Below are 22,927 nucleotides of genomic sequence, written 5' to 3' on the forward strand. Positions count from 1 at the left end.
ATGGAAGCCGGACAAGCAGCGTCACCGGTCAGCCGCGCACAGCTGGACATCTGGCTGGCGCAGGAAACGGGTCACTCCGACACCGAATGGCAACTCGGGCTGTTCGTCGAGATCGACGGAACCCTGGACCGACGTGCCCTCAAATGGTCGGTGCGTCGCGCCGTCGAGGAATCCGAACCGCTGCGCGTCAGCTTCTTCGAAGCCGACGGTCAGGTGTATCAGCGGCTGATCGACGATGCGCCCGCCGAGCTCACCGTCATCGATCTGAGGAAATCGGCCGACCCGGCCGGTGAAGCCCTGCGGATGGCGCTGGAGATCCAGCGCACGCCGATGCCGCTGGACGACCGGCTGTTCACGTTCGCGCTCTTCCGGGCCGGACCGACGAAGAACTATCTGTTCGTCTGCGCGCACCACATCGTCGTCGACGGTCTCGGCATGGTGCTGGTGTGCCAGCGGATCGCGGCGATCTACTCCGCGGCCGTGTCCGGCGCCCCGATCTCACCGAGCGTCTTCGGTTCCCTGAGCGACCTGCTGGAATGGGAACGCGCCTACGAGGATTCCGCGGCCTACGCCGCCGACGAGGCGTACTGGCGTGAGCATCTGCCCAGCGGTTCCGGTCGTGAACGTCCGCCGGCCGGTATCGCGCCCGGCGAGCCGGACCTCGCGCTGGAGCGGATACCGCTGGATCCCGCCATCCTGGCCCGGGTCGAGAAGCTGAGTCAGGCCCGAAACATCCCACGGTCCTCGCTCATCACCGCCGCGTGCGCATTGCTGCTGCGCGGTCTCTACGCCGACGGGGACGAACTCGTCTTCGACTTCCCGGTCAGCCGCCGCGTCGAGCCGGAATCCAAGACCCTGCCGGGCATGGTGGCCGGCGTGGTTCCGCTGGTGCTGCAGATGTCACCGCAGATGTCGGTCGCCGACTTCTGCACCCACGTCGACGAGCGCATCCGAGAAGCCCTGCAACACCAGCGCTTTCCGGTCGAGGCACTGGAACGCGAGGCCGATATGCGCGCGCCGGGCGAGGTGGCCGACCGCCCCGTCATCGACTTCCTTCCCTCGGCCTTCACCGTCCCGTTCGGCGGGGCCACCGCATCGGCCGTCCTGATGTCCGGTCTGGGTCGCGGCTCCGGGCTGATGTTCACCGGCGCCGGCGACGACCTGCTGCTCAGCACCTTCGGCACCGACCCGGCATTCGCGACCGCGCCGGTCACCGAGGTCGCCGGCCGGCTGCAGCGGGTGCTGGCCGCGATGACCGCCAACCCGGCCCGCGCCCTGTCCACGGTGGACCCGCTGGCCGGTTCGGCACGCGCCGACCTTGCCGCACTCGGCAATTGGTCGGCGCTGACCGCCGCGACCGGCGAGCCGACCTCCATCCCGGCGATGTTCGGCGCCCAGGCGCGCGCCACCCCCGACGCGGTCTCCCTCAGCGGGCCCGACACCTCGCTGAGCTATGCAGCGCTCGACGAGGCGTCGAACCGGCTGGCGCAGCACCTGATCGGCGACGGTGCCGGCCCGGGGCAGGTGATCGCGATGCTGCTGCCGCGCACGGTCGACGCGGTGGTCGCCATCCTGGCCATCCTCAAGACGGGTGCGGCCTACCTGCCGATCGACCCGTCGCTGCCCGCGGCGCGCATCGCGTTCATGCTCGGCGACGCCGCCCCGTCGGCCGCCGTCACCAACGCCGTGTTCGCCGACCGGCTGGGCGATTTCGCCGGCCGCGTCATCGACATCACCGAACCGGTCGGCGCCGGCACCGATCCGGTGCCCGCGGCGGTGTCCCCGGCCGACATCGCCTATCTGATCTACACCTCCGGCACCACCGGAACTCCCAAGGGGGTGGCGATCACCCACCACAACCTCACGCAGCTGATCGCCTCGCTCGACGGCGGGCTGCCCGCCGCGCATGAGCAGGCCTGGTCGCACTGGCATTCCTACTCGTTCGACTTCTCGGTGTGGGAGATCTTCGCCGCGCTGCTGCGCGGCGGCCGACTGGTGGTGATCCCCGAGTCGATCGTCGGCGCACCCGAGGAGTTCGGTGACTACCTGGTGGCCCAGCGCGTCAACGTCCTGACCGAAACCCCCTCCGCCGTCGCCATGTTGAACCCCGAGGGCCTGGAGTCGACGGCGTTGGTGATGGGCGGTGAGGCCTGTTCGGCCGGGGTGGTGGATCAGTGGGCACCGGGCCGGGTGATGATCAACGCCTACGGACCCACCGAGACCACGATCTACGTCTCGGTCAGTGCGCCGCTGCACGCCGGTGACGGGGCGGCCCCGATCGGGGCGCCGGTGCCGGGCTCGGCACTGTTCGTGCTCGACGGCTGGATGCAACCCGTCTCGGCCGGGGTGATCGGCGAACTCTACGTCGCCGGAGCCGGGGTCGGCGTCGGATACCTGGGCCGGGCCGGGTTGACCGGATCGCGTTTCGTGGCATGCCCGTTCGCCGCGGACGGGCAGCGCATGTACCGAACCGGCGACCTGGTGTACTGGGGCTCCGACGGTCAACTGCGTTACGTCGGCCGCGCCGACGAGCAGGTCAAGATCCGCGGCTACCGCATCGAGATCGGCGAGGTGCGAGCGGCTCTGGCCGATATCGCCGGCGTCGAGCACGCCGTCGTCATCGCCCGCGAGGACCGGCCCGCCGATGTGCGCCTGGTCGGATATGTCACCGGCACGGTGGACCCGGCACAGGCCCGTGCCGCGCTCGCCGCCCGGCTACCCGGCTACATGGTACCGGCGGCCGTGCTGGTGCTGCCGGAGCTGCCGCTGACCTCCAGCGGCAAGCTCGACACCAAGGCGCTGCCCGCGCCCGAATACACCGGCGGCGGGCACCGAGCCGCCGAGACATCGACCGAGAAGCTGCTCGCCGGCATCTACGCCGAGGTGCTGGGACTGGACCCGGCCGCGATATCCGTCGACGACTCCTTCTTCGAACTCGGCGGCGACAGCATCATGTCCATGCAGGTGGCCTCCCGCGCCCGGGCCGCCGGCCTGACGTGTCGGCCCCGCGACATCTTCGTCGAGGAGACGGTGGCCCGGCTGGCCCGCGTCATCGGCGTGGGCGCCGATCCCGACGCCCCCGTCGATCAGGGCATCGGCCCGGTCACCGCCACGCCGATCATGCGCTGGCTCAGCGGTCTCGGCGGCTCCGACGGATGGGCGGCCCAGTTCAACCAGACCATGGTGCTGCACACGCCCGCCGGGGCGGACCAAGCCGATGTCGAGGCGGTGCTGCAGGCCGTGCTCGACCAGCACCCGGCGCTGCGCCTGCGGGTCGGCGAGGACGGGTCACTGCACATCCCCGAGGCGGGCAGCGTCCGGGCCGTCGACCGGCTGCACGTCGTCGACGAACTGACCGACGCCGCCGTGCTGTCCGCGCGGGACGGTCTGGACCCGGCGACCGGCAACATGCTCTGCGCGCTGTGGGTGCCGGCCCGCGGTCGGCTCGCGCTGATCATCCACCACCTCGCCGTCGACGGCGTGTCCTGGCGAATCCTGTTGGAAGACCTCGGCATCGCCTCCGCCCAGCGGCGCGCCGGGAAGCCGGTGGAGCTCGGGTCCACCGGCACCTCGTTCCAGCGCTGGGCGCAGCTTCTCGCCGAGCACGCCCATCACCCCGACGTCGTCTCCCACGCCGACACCTGGCGTCGCGTCACCCGCCCCGCCGCGCTACCCGCGCCGTCGGCCGTCGACACCTTCGCCACCGCCGGCCGGCTCTCGGCGACCCTGGACGCCGAGAACACCCGAACCCTGCTCGGTGCCGCGCCCGCGGCCTTCCATGCCGGTGTGCAGGACATCCTGCTGATCGGGTTCGCCCTCGCCGCAGCCGAATTCCTCGGAGATCCGAGCATCGCCATCGATGTGGAGGGCCACGGGCGGCACGAGGAACTGGCCGATGTCGACCTGTCCCGCACCGTCGGGTGGTTCACCACGAAGTATCCCGTCGGCCTGGTGGTCGACGTGCCGTCCTGGTCGCAGGTCTCGGCCGGTGACGCCGCGCTGGGCGCGGTGATCAAGCGTGCCAAGGAGCAGCTGCGGGCGCTGCCGCACCCGCTGACCTACGGCCTGCTGCGCTACCTCAACGACGAGGTCGAACTCGACGGCGCCGACCCGACGATCGGGTTCAATTACCTCGGCCGGCTCGCCGCCACCGCCACGCACGGTGACGAGAACACCTGGCGGGTCGGTCCGGACGGACTGTCGCTGACCGCGACCGCGTCGGCCATGCCGATGCCGCTGCCGCACACCGTCGAACTCAACGCGGGCACCGTGGACACCGCGGAAGGCCCTCGCCTGCAGGCGGATTGGACATGGGCCACCTCGGTGCTCGACGACGCCCAGGCCGACCGGCTGAGCCGGTTGTGGTTCGAGGCGCTGGCCGGCATCTGCGCGCACGTGCGCGCCGGCGGCGGCGGGCTGACCCCGTCCGACATCGCACCAGCGCGATTGACCCAGTCGCAGATCGACGAACTGGTCGACAAGCACCGCATCGCCGACATCCTGCCGCTGACTCCGCTGCAAAAGGGTCTGCTGTTCCACACCGGCGGCGCGCACGCCGACATGTCCGCCGACATGTACTCGGTGCAACTGGACTTCACCCTGACCGGCACGCTGGACCCGGAGCGACTGCACCGGGCTGTACAGGCCGTGGTGGCCCGCCACCCGCACCTGGCGGCCCAGTTCATCTCCGACTACGAGGAACCGGTGCAGATCCTGCTGCAGGACCCCGAAATCTCGTGGAAATACCTGGATCTCAGCGGTGAACTCGACGAGGACGCGATCGCCCGGCTGTGCGCCGACGAACGGGTGGCCGTCGGCGATCTGGCGAATCAGGCGGCGTTCCGCGCCATGCTGATCCGGGTCGGCACCAATCGGCACCGGTTCGTGCTGTCGAATCACCACATCCTGCTGGACGGCTGGTCGATGCCGATCCTGCTGCGCGAGATCTTCGCCAGTTACGCCGGCACCCGGCTACCCGCGGCCGCGTCGTACCGGACTTTCCTCACCTGGCTGGCCGACCGCGATCTGGACGCCGCGCGTGACGCCTGGCGCGGCGCGCTCGCCGGTTTCGACACCCCGACGCTGGTGGCCGCACCGAACCGGCGCCAGGACCGACTGGGCCAGGGCGGACGCGGTTTCGCCGCCTTCGAGATACCGGCGCAGACCACCACCGCGCTCGGCGAACTCGCCCGTGCGTGCCGCACCACCGTCAGCACGGCGCTGCAGGGCGCCTGGGCGGTGCTGCTGACCTCGATGACCGGCCACACCGATGTCGCCTTCGGCACGGCCCGGTCCCGGTTGGGTCAGATCGAGATGGCCGACGCCGAATCGATGATCGGCCTGCTCATCAACACCGTGCCGGTGCGGGCGAACATCACCGCGACCACCACCGCGGCCGAACTGCTGGAACAGTTGCACACCGCGCACAACGACACGCTGGCCCACCAGCACCTCGCGCTGGCCGACATCCACCGCGCCGCCGGCCACGAGCAGCTGTTCGACACGCTGTTCGTCTACGAGAACTACCCGGTGGACACCGGTGCGGCGCTGGGCATCGACGATCTGGCGATCGCCGAGTTCAGCAACCGCGAGTTCAACCACTACCCGCTGACGGTCGAGGCCCTACCGGGTGACCAGCTCAACCTGCACGTCGAATACGACACCGACGTGTTCACCGCGGGCGCCATCGACGCGCTGATCGCCCGGCTGGGCAGGCTGCTGCAGGCGATGACGGCCGACCCCACCCAGCGGCTGCTGTCCATCGACATCCTCGGCGCCGACGAACAACGCCGGCTGTCGCAGTGGTCCGGTGCCGGACTCCAGGCGCCCGTCGGACTGGCGCAGGATCTGCTGACCGCCGCCGTGACCGCCGACCCCGACGCGCCCGCGATCATCGACGGTGACCGCGTGCTGACCTACGGCGAACTCGACACCTGGTCGAATCGCCTGGCGCGCAAACTCATCGACGCCGGCATCGGTCCCGAGCGTGCCGTCGGCGTGGCCGTGGAACGCAGCGCCGAGCTGGTGGCCGCCTGGTGGGCCGTGCTCAAGGCCGGTGGCACCTATGTGCCGGTGGACCGCACCCACCCGGTGGAACGCATTGCCACCGTGCTGGATTCGGTGCATGCGGTGGCCGTGCTGACCATCGGCGCCGACACCGTCGCCGGCGCGGGGACACGACCGGTGCTGCGCATCGACGCCGTTGACCTGTCCGGTGCGGCCGGTGACGCGCTCACCGATGCAGATCGCACGGCCGCGTTGGGCATCGACGACACCGCCTACGTCATCTTCACCTCCGGCTCCACCGGTGAGCCCAAGGGTGTCGCGGTCGGTCACGCCGGCCTGCTGGGAGCCGCTGCCGCACAACGCACCATGTACGGGCTCGCCCCGCAATCACGGGTCTTGATGGTCGCCGCGCCGACCTTCGATGCGTCGCTGTTCGAGATCCTGATGGCCACCGGATCGGGTGCGGCGCTGGTCGTCGCGCCCAAGGACGTCTACGCCGGCGACACACTGACCGCGTTGATGCAACGCCATCGGGTCAGCGCCACCCTGCTCACCCCGACGGTCGCGGCATCGCTGGACCGGTCGCGCCTGGACTGCCTGGACACCCTGGTCACCGGCGGTGAGGCCTGCCCGGACGAGCTGGTGGCGGCCTGGGTGCCCGGGCGGCGGATGTTCAACGCGTACGGCCCGAGCGAGTCGACCATCTGGGCGGCCGGCACCCCGCTGGCACCCGAGCGTCCGGTCAACATCGGATCCCCGATCGCCGGTACCCGCACGCTGGTGCTCGACGCCGGGCTGCGACCGGTATCGACCGGCGTGGTCGGCGAACTGTATCTGGCCGGACCGGCGCTGGCGCATGGCTATATCGGCCGGGCCCGGCTGACCGCGGACCGCTTCGTCGCCGATCCGCACGGCGGCCCCGGCGAACGGATGTACCGCACCGGTGATCTCGCCCGGTGGAACCCCGACGGCACCCTGGACTATCTGGGCCGGGTGGACACCCAGATCAAACTGCGCGGACAGCGCATCGAACTGGGCGAGATCGAGAGCGCGCTGCTGGCCTGCCCACAGGTCAGCCAGGCCGCCGCCACCGTGCACCACGGCACCGCCGGTTCGCAGCTGGTCGCCTACATCACCTTCGAGCACGCCACCGACGCCGGCCGCGACGACGGCCACGACAGCGAGATCGTCGGGGAGTGGCAGAGCATCTACGACGAGCTGTACGGCGCCGATATCGAGGCGCCCGGGTTCGGTGACGACTTCCGCGGCTGGAACAGCAGCTACACCGGCGACGCGATCCCGCTGGACCAGATGCGCCAGTGGCGGGCCGGCACCGTCGAACGGATCCTGGGGTTGCGGCCGCGCCGGGTACTGGAGATCGGCGTCGGTTCGGGTCTGCTGCTGTCCCAGGTCGCCGGCAGCTGCGAACAGTACGTCGCCACCGACATCTCCGGGGTCGTCGTCGAGTCCATCGCCCAGGCGTTGCAGCACAACGACATCGGATGGCGGGACCGGGTGCAGCTGATGGCCCGGGCCGCGCACGTCACCGAGGGATTGCCGCACGCGCATTTCGACACCATCGTCATCAACTCGGTGGTGCAGTACTTCCCCAACGCGGCGTATCTGGCGGAGGTCATCGACAACGCGCTGGACCTGCTGGCCCCCGGCGGGACGCTGTTCATCGGCGACGTCCGAAACCACAACCTGCAGCACGCCTTCCAGACCGGTATCGCCATGGCGCGCCACGCCGGCGCACATCTCGACCCCGCCGTCATCCGCCAACGCGTCCAGCACGCCGTGCTCGGTGAACCCGAACTGCTGCTGGCACCGGAGTTCTTCACCTCTCTGGTCGACCGTCACGAGGCGGCCGCCGGGGTCGACATCCAGGTCAAGCGCGAAGCGTCGGACAACGAACTCAGCCGCTACCGGTATGACGTCGTCATCCACAAGGGCCCCGCCGCGGTCCGCTCGGTGGCCGAGGTCCCCGTCCGGCCATGGGCGGACGTCGCCGATCTGGCCGGCCTGCGCGCCGGGCTCACCGCCACGGACGCCCTTCGCGTCGCCGGCATCCCGCGCGCCGGCGTGATCACCGATGTGCGGCTCGAACAGTCCCTGACGACCGGGCTGCCGGCCGACATAGAAACATCCTCGCTCACACCGCACGAGCTCTACGTCCTCGGCGAGGAACTCGGTCATCAGGTGGCCGTCACCTGGGGCCGCGAACCGGGAACGGTGGACGCGGTGTTCCTGCGCGCCGCCGACCGGCAGGCACTGACCGATCTGTACCTGCCCGCACCGCACGCCGCCCACGCCAACGAACCGCACAGCGCCACCAAGGTCAGTGCGGTCCGGCAGCGGTTGAGCACCTGGCTGCCCGACTACATGGTGCCCCCGCACATCGTGGTGCTCGACGAGATGCCGCTGACGTCCTCGGGCAAACTCGACCGGCGCGCGCTGCCCGCACCGGAATTCGGTGAGGCCGACGGTTACCGCGCACCCTCCGGTGTGGTCGAGGAGATCCTGACCGACATCTACGCCCACGTGCTGGGGCTGCAGCGGGTCGGCGTCGACGACTCCTTCTTCGACCTCGGCGGGGACTCGCTGTCGGCGATGCGGCTGATCGGCGCCATCAACACCAGCCTGGACGCGGATCTGTCCGTGCGCACCATCTTCGAGGCGCCGACCGTCGCCGAGCTGGCCCCGCGGGTCGGCGGCGACGCCGCCAGGCTGGCGCCGTTGGTCGCCGGCGAGCGTCCCGAGGTCATCCCACTGTCCTTTGCGCAGAACCGGTTGTGGTTCTTCGATCAGCTGCAGGGCCCGTCGCCGATCTACAACCTGGCCGTCGCGCTGCGGCTGCGCGGACACCTGGACGCCGACGCGCTGCGGCTGGCGATCAACGACGTCATCGCCCGGCACGAATCGCTGCGCACCCGGTTCATCGCACCCGAAGGCACCGCACAACAGGTCGTCATGCCCGCCGAGGACGCCGATATCGGCTGGGAGAGTGTCGATGCCGCCGGGTGGCCGGGAGAGCGCATCGACGAGCAGGTCGGCGCCGCGGCGCGGCACACCTTCGACCTGTCCGCCGATATCCCGTTCCACGCCAACCTGTTCCGGGTGGCCGAACGCGAACACATCCTGGTGGCCGTGGTGCACCACATCGCCGCCGACGGCTGGTCGGTGACCCCGCTGGTCCGCGATCTCGGCCTGGCCTATGCCGGCCGGTGTGTGGGGCAGGCGCCGGGCTGGGCGCCGCTGCCCGTGCAATACGTCGACTACACCCTGTGGCAGCGCACCCAACTCGGTGAGCTCGACGACGCGGACAGCCCGATCGCCGCGCAGCTGGCCTACTGGGAGACCGCGCTGGCGGGGATGCCCGAGCAGCTGCAGATCCCGACCGACCGCCCGTATCCGCCGGTCGCCGACCACCACGGCGCCCGGGTCGTGGTGCAGTGGCCGACCGACCTGCAGCAGCAGGTCCGGCGGGTGGCCCGCGAGTACAACGCCACCACCTTCATGGTGATCCAGGCGGCATTCGCCGCGCTGCTCGCCGAGATCAGTGCGTCGACGGATGTCGCGGTCGGCTTCCCGATTGCCGGACGGCGCGACAGCGCACTGGATGATCTGGTCGGCTTCTTCGTCAACACCCTGGTGCTGCGCGTCCAGCTCGACGAATTCCCCGGCGCGGACCCGACTTTCGCCGAGCTGCTCGGCCAGGTGCGCGGCCGCAGCCTGGCCGCCTACGAACATCAGGACGTGCCGTTCGAGGTGCTCGTCGAGCGGCTCAACCCGACCCGCAGCCTGACCCGACACCCGCTGGTGCAGGTGCTGCTGGGCTGGCAGAACTTCGCCTGGCAACCCGGGGACGCCGCCGGCCTGGCCCTGGGCGATCTGCAGGTCAGCCCGATCGCGGTCGACACCGAGACCGCCCGGATGGATCTGGCGTTCTCGCTGGGGGAGCGGTGGACAGGCGACGGCGACCCCGACGGACTCGATGTCACCGTCGAGTACCGCACCGACATCTTCGACGCGGCCGGGGTGCAGGCGCTGGTCGCGCGGTTGGAGCGAATGCTGTTCGCGCTGACCGACGATCCGCAGCGTCGACTGTCCTCGATGGATCTGCTCGACGATGTCGAGCGCGCCAGGCTGGACCACTGGGGCAACCGGACCGTGCTGCACCAGCCGTACACCGCGGCCACGGTGCCGCAACGCTTCGGCGCCCAGGTCGCCCGCACACCCGACGCGGTGGCGGTGGTCTGCGGACAGACCGCCCTGACCTACGCCCAACTGGACGAGGCCGCCAACCGATTGGCGCACCTGCTCATCGCGCACGGCGCCGGCCCGGGCCGGTCGGTGGCTCTGCTGTTCGGCAAGTCTGCCGACGCGATCGTCGCAATCCTGGCGGTGCTGAAATCCGGTGCGGCGTATCTGCCGATGGATCCCGCGATCCCCGATGCCCGCATCGAATTCATGCTCGCCGACGCCGAACCGGTCGCGGTGCTGACCACCCCGGCACTGGCCGACCGCGTCCGCGCAGTTCCGGTGATCACCTACGCCGGCCCCGCCGATATCGCCGCACAGCCGGCCACCGCACCGGCCGGCCCGGGCACCGACGATATCGCGCACATCATCTACACCTCCGGCACCACCGGTGTGCCCAAGGGTGTCGCGGTCAACCACGGCAACGTCGTGCAATTGTTCGACGACCTGGACATCGGCATCGACCTGGCGCCGCATCAGGTGTGGACCCAATTCCACTCCTATGCCTTCGATTTCTCGGTGTGGGAGATCTGGGCAGCGCTGCTGCATGGCGGCCGCCTGGTCGTGGTGGGCGACGATATCGCCCGCTCGGCACAGGACTTCCACGATCTGCTGATCGCCGAACGGGTGACCGTGCTGACCCAGACACCGTCAGCGGCGGCGGTGCTGTCCACCGACGGCCTGGACGTCGACCTGGTGATCGGTGCCGAGGCGTGCCCACCGGAACTCGTGGACCGGTGGGCGCCGGGGCGGGTCATGGTCAACGTCTACGGACCCACCGAGACGACGATGTGGGCCTGCAAGAGCGTGCCGCTGGCGCAGGGTTCGGGGGCACCGCCCATCGGATCGCCCACCGCTGGTGCCGCCTTCTTCGTGCTCGACGAATGGTTGCGACCGGTACCACCCGGGGTGGTCGGCGAGCTGTACCTGGCCGGCCGCGGCGTGGGTCTCGGCTACCTGCGCCGAACCGCCTTGACCGCAACGCGTTTCATGGCCTGCCCGTTCGGCGAACCGGGAACCCGGATGTACCGCACCGGCGATCTGGTGTCCTGGCGCCCGGACGGTCAGCTGGACTACTTCGGCCGCGCCGACGAACAGGTCAAGGTCCGCGGCTACCGCATCGAACTCGGCGAGGTGCGCTCGGCGCTGGCCGCCCTCGACGGGGTGGAGCAGGCGGTGGTCATCGCCCGCGAGGACGCCCCCGGGGACAAACGCCTCGTCGGCTATATCACCGGAACCGCCGACCCGGCGGCCGCGCGCGCCGCGCTGGCCGACACGTTGCCCGGCTACATGGTCCCGTCCACCGTGCTCGCGGTGCCCGAGATTCCGGTCACGGTCAACGGGAAACTGGACACCCGCGCGCTACCCGCCCCGGACTACCGGGACAGCACCCACTACCGGGCGCCCGCCGACGCCGTCGAGCAGACCCTGGCCGAGATCTTCGCCGACATCCTCGCTCTGGAGCGGGTGGGTGTGGACGACTCGTTCTTCGACCTGGGCGGCGACTCGCTGTCGACGATGCGCCTGATCACCGCGGTGAACACCGCGCTGGAGGCCGACCTGCCGGTGCGCACCGTCTTCGAGGCGCCGACCGTCGCGCAACTCGCCCAGCGCGTCGACCGCGGCGCCGTGGCGCGCCGACCTCTGGTGCCCGTCGAGCGGCCCGCACAGATTCCGCTGTCCTTCGCGCAGAACCGGTTGTGGATCGTCGACCAACTGCAGGGACCGTCGCCGGTGTACAACATCGCGGTGGCGTTGCGGCTGCGCGGCACCCTCGACACCGCCGCGCTGCGGGCCGCCATGGCCGATGTGGTCACCCGGCACGAGAGCCTGCGCACCGTGTTCACCGCCACCGACGGCGTCCCGCAGCAGGTGGTGCTGCCCGCCCGGGAGATCGTCGTGGATTGGGACACCGTCGACGCCACCGGCTGGACCCCCGATCAGCTGGAAGCCGGTATCGGCACCGCCGCGCAACACGCCTTCGACCTGTCGGCCGAGATCCCGCTGCGCGCAACACTGTTGCGGGTCGCCGACGACGAGCATCTGCTGGTGGCCGTCGTGCACCACATCGCCGCCGACGGCTGGTCGCTGCGACCGCTGGTCACCGACCTCGGCGCGGCCTATGCCGCGAGAAGCGCGGAACGGCAACCTGATCGGGCGCCGCTGCCGGTGCAGTACGTGGACTACACCCTGTGGCAGCGCGCCCAACTCGGTGATATCGACGACGCGGACAGTCCGATCGCCCGGCAGCTGGCCTACTGGGAGAACGCCCTGGCCGGGCTGCCGGAGCACCTCGACCTGCCGACCGACCGGCCCTACCCGCGCGCGGCCGATCACCGCGGTGCCACCATCGAGGTGGACTGGCCCGCCGATCTGCAGCAGCAGATCGCCCGCGTCGCCGCCGAACACAACGCCACCAGCTTCATGGTGGTGCAATCCGCGCTACTGGCCCTGCTGTCGGCGATCAGCTCCAGCTCCGATGTGGCCGTGGGCTTCCCGATCGCCGGGCGGTCCGACACCGCACTGGATGACCTCATCGGCTTCTTCGTCAACACCCTGGTGCTGCGCGTCGAACTGAGCGGTGCTCCGACCGTCGCCGACCTCATCGAGCAGGTGCGCAGCGCGAGCCTGGCCGCCTTCGAACACCAGGACGTCCCGTTCGAGGTGCTCGTCGAGCGGCTCAACCCGGCGCGCAGCCTGACCCACCATCCGTTGGTGCAGGTGATGCTGGGCTGGCAGAACCTGCCCTGGCAACACGATGACACCGCCGCCGGACTGGTCCTCGGCGAGCTCGAGATCACCCCGCTGCCGGTCGACACCCATTCCGCGCGCATGGATCTGGCGTTCTCCCTGGCCGAACGCTGGACCGCGACCGGCGCGCCGGCCGGGATCGGCGGCATCGTCGAGTTCCGCACCGACGTGTTCGACGCGGCGACGGTGGCGCACCTGGTCGACCGACTGCAGCGGATGCTGACCGCGATGACGGTCGACCCGGCACGCTCGCTGGCCTCGCTGGACCTGCTGGACCCCGACGAACGCACCCGGTTGCACGCCCTGGGCAACGCCGGCGCGCTCACCGCTGCGCCGCAACCGATCTCGATGCCCGAACTGTTCGCCGAGCATGTCGCGCGCATCCCGGATGCGGTGGCCATCAGCGGTGAGCGGTCACTGACCTACGCCGCCCTCGACGAGGCATCGACCCGGCTGGCGCATCTGCTGACGCGCCACGGCGCGGCTCCGGGCGCCACGGTCGCGCTGTTGCTGCCGCGCTCGGCCGACGCCGTGATCGCGATCCTGGCGATCCTGAAGACCGGCGCCGCCTATCTGCCGATCGATATCGGCTGGCCGGCCGAGCGCATCGACTTCGTCATCAACGATGCCCAATCGGTCGCCGCGGTCGCAGGCGGTGACACCGCGCACCTGGCGGCCGACCGTCCCGTCATCGACATCCACGACGTGCCCGACACCGGTGACACCACCGCGTTGCCCGCACCCTCGCCGGATGACCTGGCCTATGTCATCTACACCTCCGGCACCACCGGGGTGCCCAAGGGCGTCGGACTGACCCATGCCAACGTGACGCAGCTGCTGGCAACGCTGGACGCCGGACTGCCCGCCGGCGGTGTGTGGAGCCATGCCCACACCCTGGCCTTCGACGTGTCGGTGTGGGAGATCTTCGGGGCGTTGCTGCGCGGCGGCCGGGTCGTCGTGGTCCCGCCGACAGCCACCGCCGATGTCACCGAACTGCACAGTGTGCTGGTCGCCGGCGGCGTCACCGTGCTGACCCAGACCCCTTCGGCCGCAGCGGTTCTGCCGTCCGACGGTCTGGAGTCCGCGGTGCTGGTGGCGGTCGGCGAGGCGTGCGCACCGGAGGTCGTGGCGCGCTGGGCCGCCGACGGCCGGGTCATGTTGAACGCCTACGGACCCACCGAGACGACCATGTGCGTCACCGTCAGCGCCCCGCTGTCGGCGGCACCGGGCACCATCCCCATCGGCGCGCCGGTGCCGCCCGCCGCCCTGTTCGTGCTCGACCCCTGGCTGCGGCCGGTGCCCGCCGGCGTCATCGGCGAGTTGTACGTCGCCGGACCGGGCGTCGGCACCGGGTACCTAGGCCGGTCCGGGCTGACCGGATCACGCTTCGTGGCCTGCCCGTTCGGGTCCGCGGGACAACGGATGTACCGTACCGGTGATCTGGTGCGCTGGCGGGCCGACGGGCAGCTGGACTACCTGGGCCGCGCCGACGAGCAGGTCAAGATCCGCGGTTACCGCATCGAACTCGGTGACGTGCAGACCGCGCTGGCCGCGGCGCCCGGGGTCGAGCAGGCCGCCGTGATCGCCCGCGAGGACCGTCCCGGCGACGTGCGCCTGGTCGGGTACCTCACCGGGTCGGCCCAGCCCGGCCAGGTGCGCGCCGCGCTGAGTTCCCGGTTGCCCGCCTACATGGTGCCGTCCGCGATCGTGGTGCTCGACGCCCTCCCGTTGACCTCCAACGGCAAACTCGACACCCGCGCGCTGCCCGCACCCGACTACGTCGCCGGGGTGTACCGGGCGCCGACGGGCGCGGTCGAGGAGATCCTGGCCGGTGTCTACACCGCCGTGCTGGGGCTGGAATCCGCTGTCGGCGTCGACGATTCGTTCTTCGACCTGGGCGGGGACAGCATCACCGCGATGCGCCTGATCGCGGCGGTCAACACCAGCCTGCACACCAACCTCGCGGTGCGCACCATCTTCGAGGCGCCCACCATCGCCGAACTGGCACCGCGGGTCGCCGACGGCACCAGCCCGCTGGAACCGCTGGTGGCCGGTGAGCGACCCGAGGTCATCCCGCTGTCCTTCGCACAGAACCGGTTGTGGTTCCTGGAGCAACTGCAGGGTCCGTCGGCGGTCTACAACATGGCCACCACGCTGCGGCTGCGCGGCGACCTGGACATCGAGGCGCTGCGCGCGGCGCTCGACGACGTCGTCGCCCGGCACGAGAGCCTGCGCACCCTGCTCATCGCTCCGGACGGTATCCCGCAGCAGGTGGTGCTGCCCGCCGAGAACGCCTCATGCGGATGGCAGTTCACCGATGCCGACGGCTGGACCGACGAACAGGTGGACGAGGCCGCCCACGCCGCGACCCGGTACGCCTTCGACCTGTCCGCGGAAATCCCGCTGCGTGTGCACCTGATCCGCCGGACCCGCGATGAGCACATCCTGGTCGCCGCGGTGCACCACATCGCCGCCGACGGATGGTCGATGACCCCGCTGGCCCGCGATCTCAGCGTGGCCTATGCCTGCCGGTGCGCCGGGCAGGCGCCGGACTGGGCGCCGCTGCCCGTGCAGTACGTGGACTACACGCTGTGGCAGCACCGGCAGTTCGGCGAACTCGACGTCGCCGACAGTCCCATCGCCGGGCAGCTGGCGTACTGGCAGCGCACCCTGGCCGGGCTGCCCGAGCGGCTGCCGCTACCGACCGACCGGCCCTACCCGCTGGTCGCCGAGCAGCGCGGCGCGGTCATCCCGGTGCGGTGGCCGGCCGAATTGCAGCGTCGGATCACGCAATTGGCGCGTGACCACAACGCGACCGGGTTCATGGTCGTGCAGGCGGCGCTGGCCGTGCTGCTCGCCAAGGTCGGGGCGACCACCGACGTGGCCGTCGGCGTGCCGGTCGCGGGCCGGCGCGACGCCGCGCTCGACGAATTGGTCGGCTTCTTCGTCAACACGCTGGTGCTGCGCGTCGACATCGATGACATCCCGGGCGGTGACCCCACCTTCGCCGATCTGCTGGCCCAGGTGCAGCAGCGCAGCCTGGAGGCCTACGAGAACCAGGACGTGTCCTTCGACGTCCTGGTCGAACGCCTCAACCCGACCCGCAGCCTGAGCCACCACCCGCTGGTGCAGGTCATGCTGGCCTGGCAGAACCTGCCCGGCCAACGCGACAACACCTCCGGGCTGTCGCTGGGCGGGCTGCAGATCGAGCCGTTGCCGGTCGACACCAAGACCGCGCGGATGGATCTGACCTTCTCGCTCGGCGAACTCTGGACCGCCGAGGGTGAGCGCGCCGGTATCGGCGGTTCCGTCGAATACCGCACCGACATCTTCGACGCCACCACCATCGTCAGCCTCGTCGAGCGGCTGCGCCGGGTGCTCCACGCTGCCACCGCCGCACCGGCACAACCACTTTCGGCTCTGGACCTGCTCGACGACGCCGAGCGGGACCGGCTGGACGCGCTGGGGCACGGCGACATGCTGGCCGCCCCCGCCGCGGCCGCGTCGATCCCCGGACTGTTCGCCGCCGCGGTCGCCGACACCCCGGATGCGCCCGCGCTGACCTGTGCCGGCCGGTCGTTGACCTACGCCGAACTCGATGCCGCGGCCAACCGGATGGCGCATCTGCTGGCCGCCCGGGGTGCGGGTCCCGGTGCCACCGTGGCGCTGCTGCTGCCGCGTTCGGCCGAGGCGATCGTGGCCATCCTGGCGGTGCTGAAATCCGGTGCCGCCTATCTGCCGCTCGACCCGGCGCTCCCACCGGCCCGCGTCGCGGTCGTGCTGGATGATGCCGCGCCCGTCGCCGTCGTCACCACCGCCGAGCTCACCGCGAACCTGCACGGGTACGGCGGCACCGTGCTCGACGTGCACGACACCACCGTCGCCGACCAGCCCCACACCGCGCCCGCGGGCCCGGCCGCCGACGACCTGGCCTACCTGATCTACACCTCCGGCACCACCGGTGTGCCCAAAGGTGTTGCGGTCACCCACCGCAACGTCGTCACGCTGCTGCGTTCGGAAGCCAACGGTCTGCCGCGCACCGGGGTGTGGTCGCAATGGCACTCGCTGGCGTTCGACGTGTCGGTGTGGGAGATCTTCGGCGCACTGCTGAACGGCGGGCGGCTGGTCGTGGTGCCCGAGTCGGTGGCGCGCGCACCCGAGGAGCTGCACGACCTGCTGCTCGCCGAGCAGGTCAGCGTTGTGAGCCAAACCCCCTCGGCGGCAGGCGCACTGCCCACCGCCGGACTGGACGGGGTGACGTTGATCGTGGCCGGTGAGGCCTGCCCGGCCGAGCTGGTGGACCGGTGGCCGGGGCCGATCATCAACGCCTACGGCCCCACCGAGGGCACCATCTACGCCTCGGTCAGCGCGCCGCTGACCGCCGATCCCGCGGTCCCGATCGGCGCACCGGCCGGCGGTGCCGCCCTTTTCGTGCTCGACGCCGCGCTGCGTCCGGTGCCCGAGGGCGTGATCGGCGAGCTGTACATCGCCGGCAGCGGGGTGGCCGCCGGGTACGTCAACCGCGGCGGCCTGTCCGCCGCCCGATTCGTGGCATCCCCGTTCGGCCCTGCCGGACAGCGGATGTACCGCACCGGTGACCTGGTGCGCTGGCGGGCCGACGGGCAGCTGGACTACCTGGGCCGCGCCGACGAGCAGGTCAAGATCCGCGGCTACCGCATCGAACTCGGCGATGTGCGCGCGGCGCTGGCCGCGGCGGCCGGGGTGGAGCAGGCCGTCGTCATCGCCCGGGAGGACCGCCCCGGCGACAAGCGTCTGGTCGGCTACATCACCGGAACCGCCGAGCCGGCGACCCTGCGCGGCGCACTCGGCGACACGCTGCCCGGCTACATGATCCCGGCGGCCATCATCGCGATGGCCGAACTCCCGTTGACCCCCAACGGAAAACTCGACGTGCGGGCCCTGCCGGCACCCGAGTACGGCACCGGCGAATACTGCGCGCCGAGCGGTGCGGTCGAGGAGATCCTGGCCGGCATCTACGCCGAGGTGCTGGGCGTCGACCGGGTCGGCACCGACGAATCGTTCTTCGACCTCGGCGGCGACAGCATCTCCTCGATGCAGGTGGTCAGCCGCGCCCGCGCCGCCGGATTGAACTGCCGCACCCGCGACATCTTCGTCGAGCAGACCGTGGCGCGGCTGGCCCGCGTCGTCGGCACCGTCACCGACGACGCCGGGACCGACGACGGTGTCGGCACGGTGGTGGCCACCCCGATCATGCGGTGGCTACACGATGTCGACGGTCCCACCGCCGAGTTCAACCAGACGATGTCGGTGCAGGCGCCCGCCGGCGCCATCGAATCCGATGTGCTGGCGGTGCTGCAGGCGCTGCTGGACCGGCATGCCGCGCTGCGGCTGCGGCTGATCGACGGCGCCACCCTGCAGGCGGGGGAGCCGGGCAGCGTCGATGCCCACGACTGTCTGCGCACCGCCGCCGCGATCACCGACGAGGTACTCGCCGAGGTGCGCAGCGATCTCGACCCGGTCACCGGAGCGCTGCTGCGCGCCATCTGGGCACCGGCCACCGGCCAGCTCGTGGTGATGATCCATCACCTGGCCGTGGACGCCGCATCGTGGCGAATCCTGCTGGAAGACATCAACATCGCCTGGGGCCAGCTGCAGTCCGGGCAGCCGGTGCAGCTACCGGCCGGTGGCACCTCCCTGCAGCGGTGGGCGGCACTGCTCGTCGAGCACGCCCACCGGCCGGACGTCGTCGACGCCGCCGACACCTGGCGGCGGATCGCCGCGACACCGCCCGCGCTCCCCGCGGTGGCGCCGCAGCGCGACACCTTCGCCACCGCCGGGCAGCTGACCGCCCGGCTGGACGCCGAGACCACCGCCATGCTGTCCGACACCGCCGCCAAGGCCTTCGGCGTCGGCGTGCAGGATCTGCTGCTGATCGGATTCGCCTTGGCCGCCGCGGAATTCACCGGTGCGCCGATGGTCGCCGTCGACGTCGAGGGGCACGGCCGCCACGAGGAACTGGCCGCCGATATCGACCTGTCCCGCACCGTCGGCTGGTTCACCACCAAGTCACCGGTCTCCCTGGATGTCGGGGGCGAGCGATGCGACGGGGAAGATCCCCGCCGACTGCCGTGGGCGCAGGTGGCCTCCGGTGCCGACGCGCTGGGCGCGGTGCTCAAGGACATCAAGGAGCAACTGCGCAGCCATCCCGACGCACTGACCTACGGACTGCTGCGCCACCTGAACGACGAGGTGGACCTGCCCGCCGCGGACCCGGCGATCGGGTTCAACTACCTGGGTCGTCAGACCGGTCTGTCCGGGCTGTCCGACCAGCTCTGGCGCCCCGGTGACGACTGGTCGCTGACGGCGTCGGCGTCGGCGGCGAGCATGCCGCTGATGCACACCCTGGAACTGGGTGCCGTCACCGTCGATGGCCCCGAAGGCCCGATACTGCAGGCGAATTGGACGTGGGCGCCCTCGGCGCTGGACCGCGAACAGGTCGACGAGCTGAACCGGTTGTGGTTCCAGGCGCTGGCCGGTATCTGCGCGCATGTCCGCGCCGGCGGGGGAGGGCTCACCCCGTCGGATATCGCACCGGCCCGGCTGGACCAGCAGCAGATCGATGCCCTGGCGCAGCGGTACCGGATCGCCGACATCCTGCCGCTGACCCCGGTCCAGCAGGGGCTGCTCTTCCACGCCGCCGAGGGCGCCCAGGACCTCTACGCCGGCCAGATCGGCATCGAGCTGACCGGCCCGCTGGATCCGGAGCGGCTGCACGCGGCCGTGCGTGCGGTGATCCGGCGCCATCCCCATCTGGTGGCGCACTTCACCCAGCCCGGACCGGTCCAGGTCATCCCCGCCGACCCGGATGTGCCGTGGCGCGTCATCGATCTGGGCGCCGAAGATCCGGGCATCGAGCGCATCTGCGCCGAGGAACGCGCCGCCGTCGGCGACCTCGATCGCAACGCGCCGTTGCGGGCCGCGCTCATCCGTTTTGCCGCCGACCGGCACCGGTTCGTGCTCACCAACCACCACATCGTGCTCGACGGCTGGTCGATGCCGATCCTGCTGGGTGAGATCTTCGCCGGCTACCACGGGCACCGGCTGCCCGCCGCCGCTGCGTACCGGAGTTACCTCGAATGGCTGGCCGCACTGGATCTCGACGAGGCGCGGGCGGTGTGGGCGCGCCTGCTCGGTGATCTGGATGAGCCGACGCTGGTGGCCGCACCTGGCCGGGCGGTATCGGGCCCGCGCGGGGTGCACACCGCGGTGCTGGCCGATGGTCTGGCCGACGCGGTGGCCGCCCTGGCCCGCGCACACCACACCACGGCGAACACCGTGTTGCAGGCCGCCTATGCCCAGACGCTGGGCTGGCTCACCGGCCGCCACGATGTCACCTTCGGCACCACCGTGTCCGGTCGCCCCGCCGAGGTCGCCGGCGTGCAGTCCATGATCGGGCTGTTCATCAACACGGTGCCGGTGCGGGCACGGAGCACCGCGGCTACCACCACCGCGGACCTGCTGACCCAACTGCACGGCGCGTACAACGACACCCTGGACCATCAGCATCTGGCGCTACCCGAGATCCACCGCGTCACCGGGCACGACCAGCTGTTCGACACGATGTTCGCCTACGAGAACTACCCGGTGAACGCCGAAGCGCTGTCCGGCGATGACGAACTCACGGTCACCGACGTCAGCACGCGCGAATCCAGCCACTACCCGTTGACGGTGCAGGCACAGCCCGGACCGCACCTGACGCTGCGCATCGAATACGACACCGAGATCTTCGACGCCGCCGAGATCGCCGCGCTTACCGATCGGTTCAGCACGGTGCTGTCCACCATGACCGTCGAGCCGCTGCGTGCGCTGTCGAGCATCCCGGTGCTCGACCCGCGCGCCGGAGACCTGCTCGCCGGCTGGGGCAACCACGGTGTGCTGTCCGAAAACCGTTCCGGCGCAACGGTCACCGAGATGTTCGCCGCCCAGGTCGCCACGGCGCCGCAGTCGACGGCGGTCGTCTGCGGTGACCGGACGCTGACCTACGCCGAACTCGACGGCGCCTCTGAACGGCTGGCCGGACGACTCGTCGCCGCGGGTGCGGGGCCCGGCCGGACCGTCGCCCTGCTGGTGCCCCGCTCGGTCGAGGGTGTCATCGCGATCCTGGCGGTGCTCAAATCCGGTGCGGCGTACCTGCCGATGGATCCGGCCATGCCGGCGGCGCGCATCGATTTCATGATCGCCGATGCCGCACCGGTGGCGGCCGTCACCATCGCCGACCTGGTGCAGCGCTTCGACCGCCACCGGCTGGCGGTCATCGACATCGGGCACGACGATACAGACGAGCCCGTCGGCACGCTGCCGTCGCCGCGACCCGACGACATCGCCTACGTGATGTTCACCTCGGGTACCACCGGCAGGCCCAAGGGCGTCGCGGTCGCGCACCGCAACCTGACCCAACTGTTCGACGGGCTGCAGATCGGCATCGACCTGACCGCCGCGCAGGTCTGGTCGCAATTCCACTCCTACGCCTTCGATTTCTCGGTGTGGGAGATCTGGGGCGCGCTGCTGCACGGCGGCCGGCTGGTCGTGGTGGACGACGCGACCGCGCGCTCGGTCACCGACTTCCACGATCTGCTGGTCCGCGAAGCGGTCACCGTGCTGTGCCAAACCCCCTCGGCGGCAGCGTTGTTGCCCACTGACGGCCTGGACGCGGTGTCGCTGATGGTCGGTGCCGAGGCCTGCCCGCCGGAGTTGGTGGACCGCTGGACCGCTCACACAAACCGGGTGATGGTCAACCTGTACGGGCCCACCGAGATCACCATCTGGGCGGCGGCCAGCGCGCCGCTGCGCCCGGGAACCGGTGTGCCGCCGATCGGTACACCCCCGCCGGGTGCGGCGCTGTTCGTGCTCGACGACTGGCTGCGCCCCGTCCGTCCGGGCGCCGCCGGTGAGCTCTATGTCGCGGGCTCCGGTGTCAGTGTCGGGTACTGGCAGCGGCCGGGCCTGACCGCGGGCCGGTTCGTGCCGTGCCCGTTCGGGCCTGCCGGACAACGCATGTACCGCACCGGTGACCTGGTCCGCTGGCGCGGCGACGGTCAGCTGGAGTACCTGGGCCGCGCCGATGATCAGGTCAAGATCCGCGGTTACCGCATCGAACTCGGCGAGGTGCGCTCCGCGCTCGCGGCGCTGCCCGGCGTCGAGCATGCCGCGGTGATCGTGCGCACCGACGGCGCCGGCCGCAAACGACTGCTGGGCTATGTCACCGGGACGGCCGACCCGGCCGCGGCGCGAGCCGCGCTGGCCGAGCGACTCCCGAACTACATGGTGCCGTCGGCGGTCACCGTCGTGGATGCGCTGCCGCTGACCGTCAGCGGCAAGCTCGACGTCAGGGCGCTGCCCGAGCCCGACTACACCGGTATGCCGCACCGCGCCGCGGACAGCATCGCGGAGCAGGTGCTGGTCGGCATCTTCGCCCGCGTCCTGGGCGTCGACCATGTGGGCGTTGATGATTCGTTCTTCGACCTCGGCGGCGACTCACTGTCCAGCATGCGGCTGGTCGCCGAGATCAGCACCGCGCTCGAGGTCGACCTGCCGGTGCGCGCCGTTTTCGAGGCGCCCACCGTCGCCCAGCTGGCCCAGCGCGTCGAGCAGGGCGCCGCGCAGCGCGAGCCGCTGGTGCCCGCGGTGCGGCCCGCGGTCATCCCGCTGTCGTTCGCACAGAACCGGCTGTGGCTGGTCGACCAGTTGCAGGGCCCGTCGGCGGTGTACAACATGGCCTCGGCGCTGCGGTGCAGCGGTCCGCTGGATGCCGCGGCGCTGCATGCCGCGTTCGGTGACGTGGTCACCCGGCACGAGAGCCTGCGCACCCTGTTCGTGGCGCCCGACGGGACCCCCGAGCAGGTCGTCGTGCCGGCCGAACGCGCCGACT

Annotated in this window: 1 protein-coding gene (cut by a window edge); it reads left to right on the forward strand. The window is 70.9% G+C overall.

Going from position 1 to position 22,927, the window contains the following annotated elements:
- Positions 1 to 22,927 carry the 5' portion of a non-ribosomal peptide synthase/polyketide synthase gene (locus ACWDUN_RS00300; RefSeq protein WP_449926122.1) on the forward strand. The gene runs 8,015 nt beyond the window's last position, so the window shows 22,927 of its 30,942 coding nt (coding positions 1-22,927); the start codon lies at positions 1 to 3; its stop codon lies off the right edge, out of view.

This window comes from Mycobacterium sp. NPDC003323 (genome assembly GCF_053589535.1).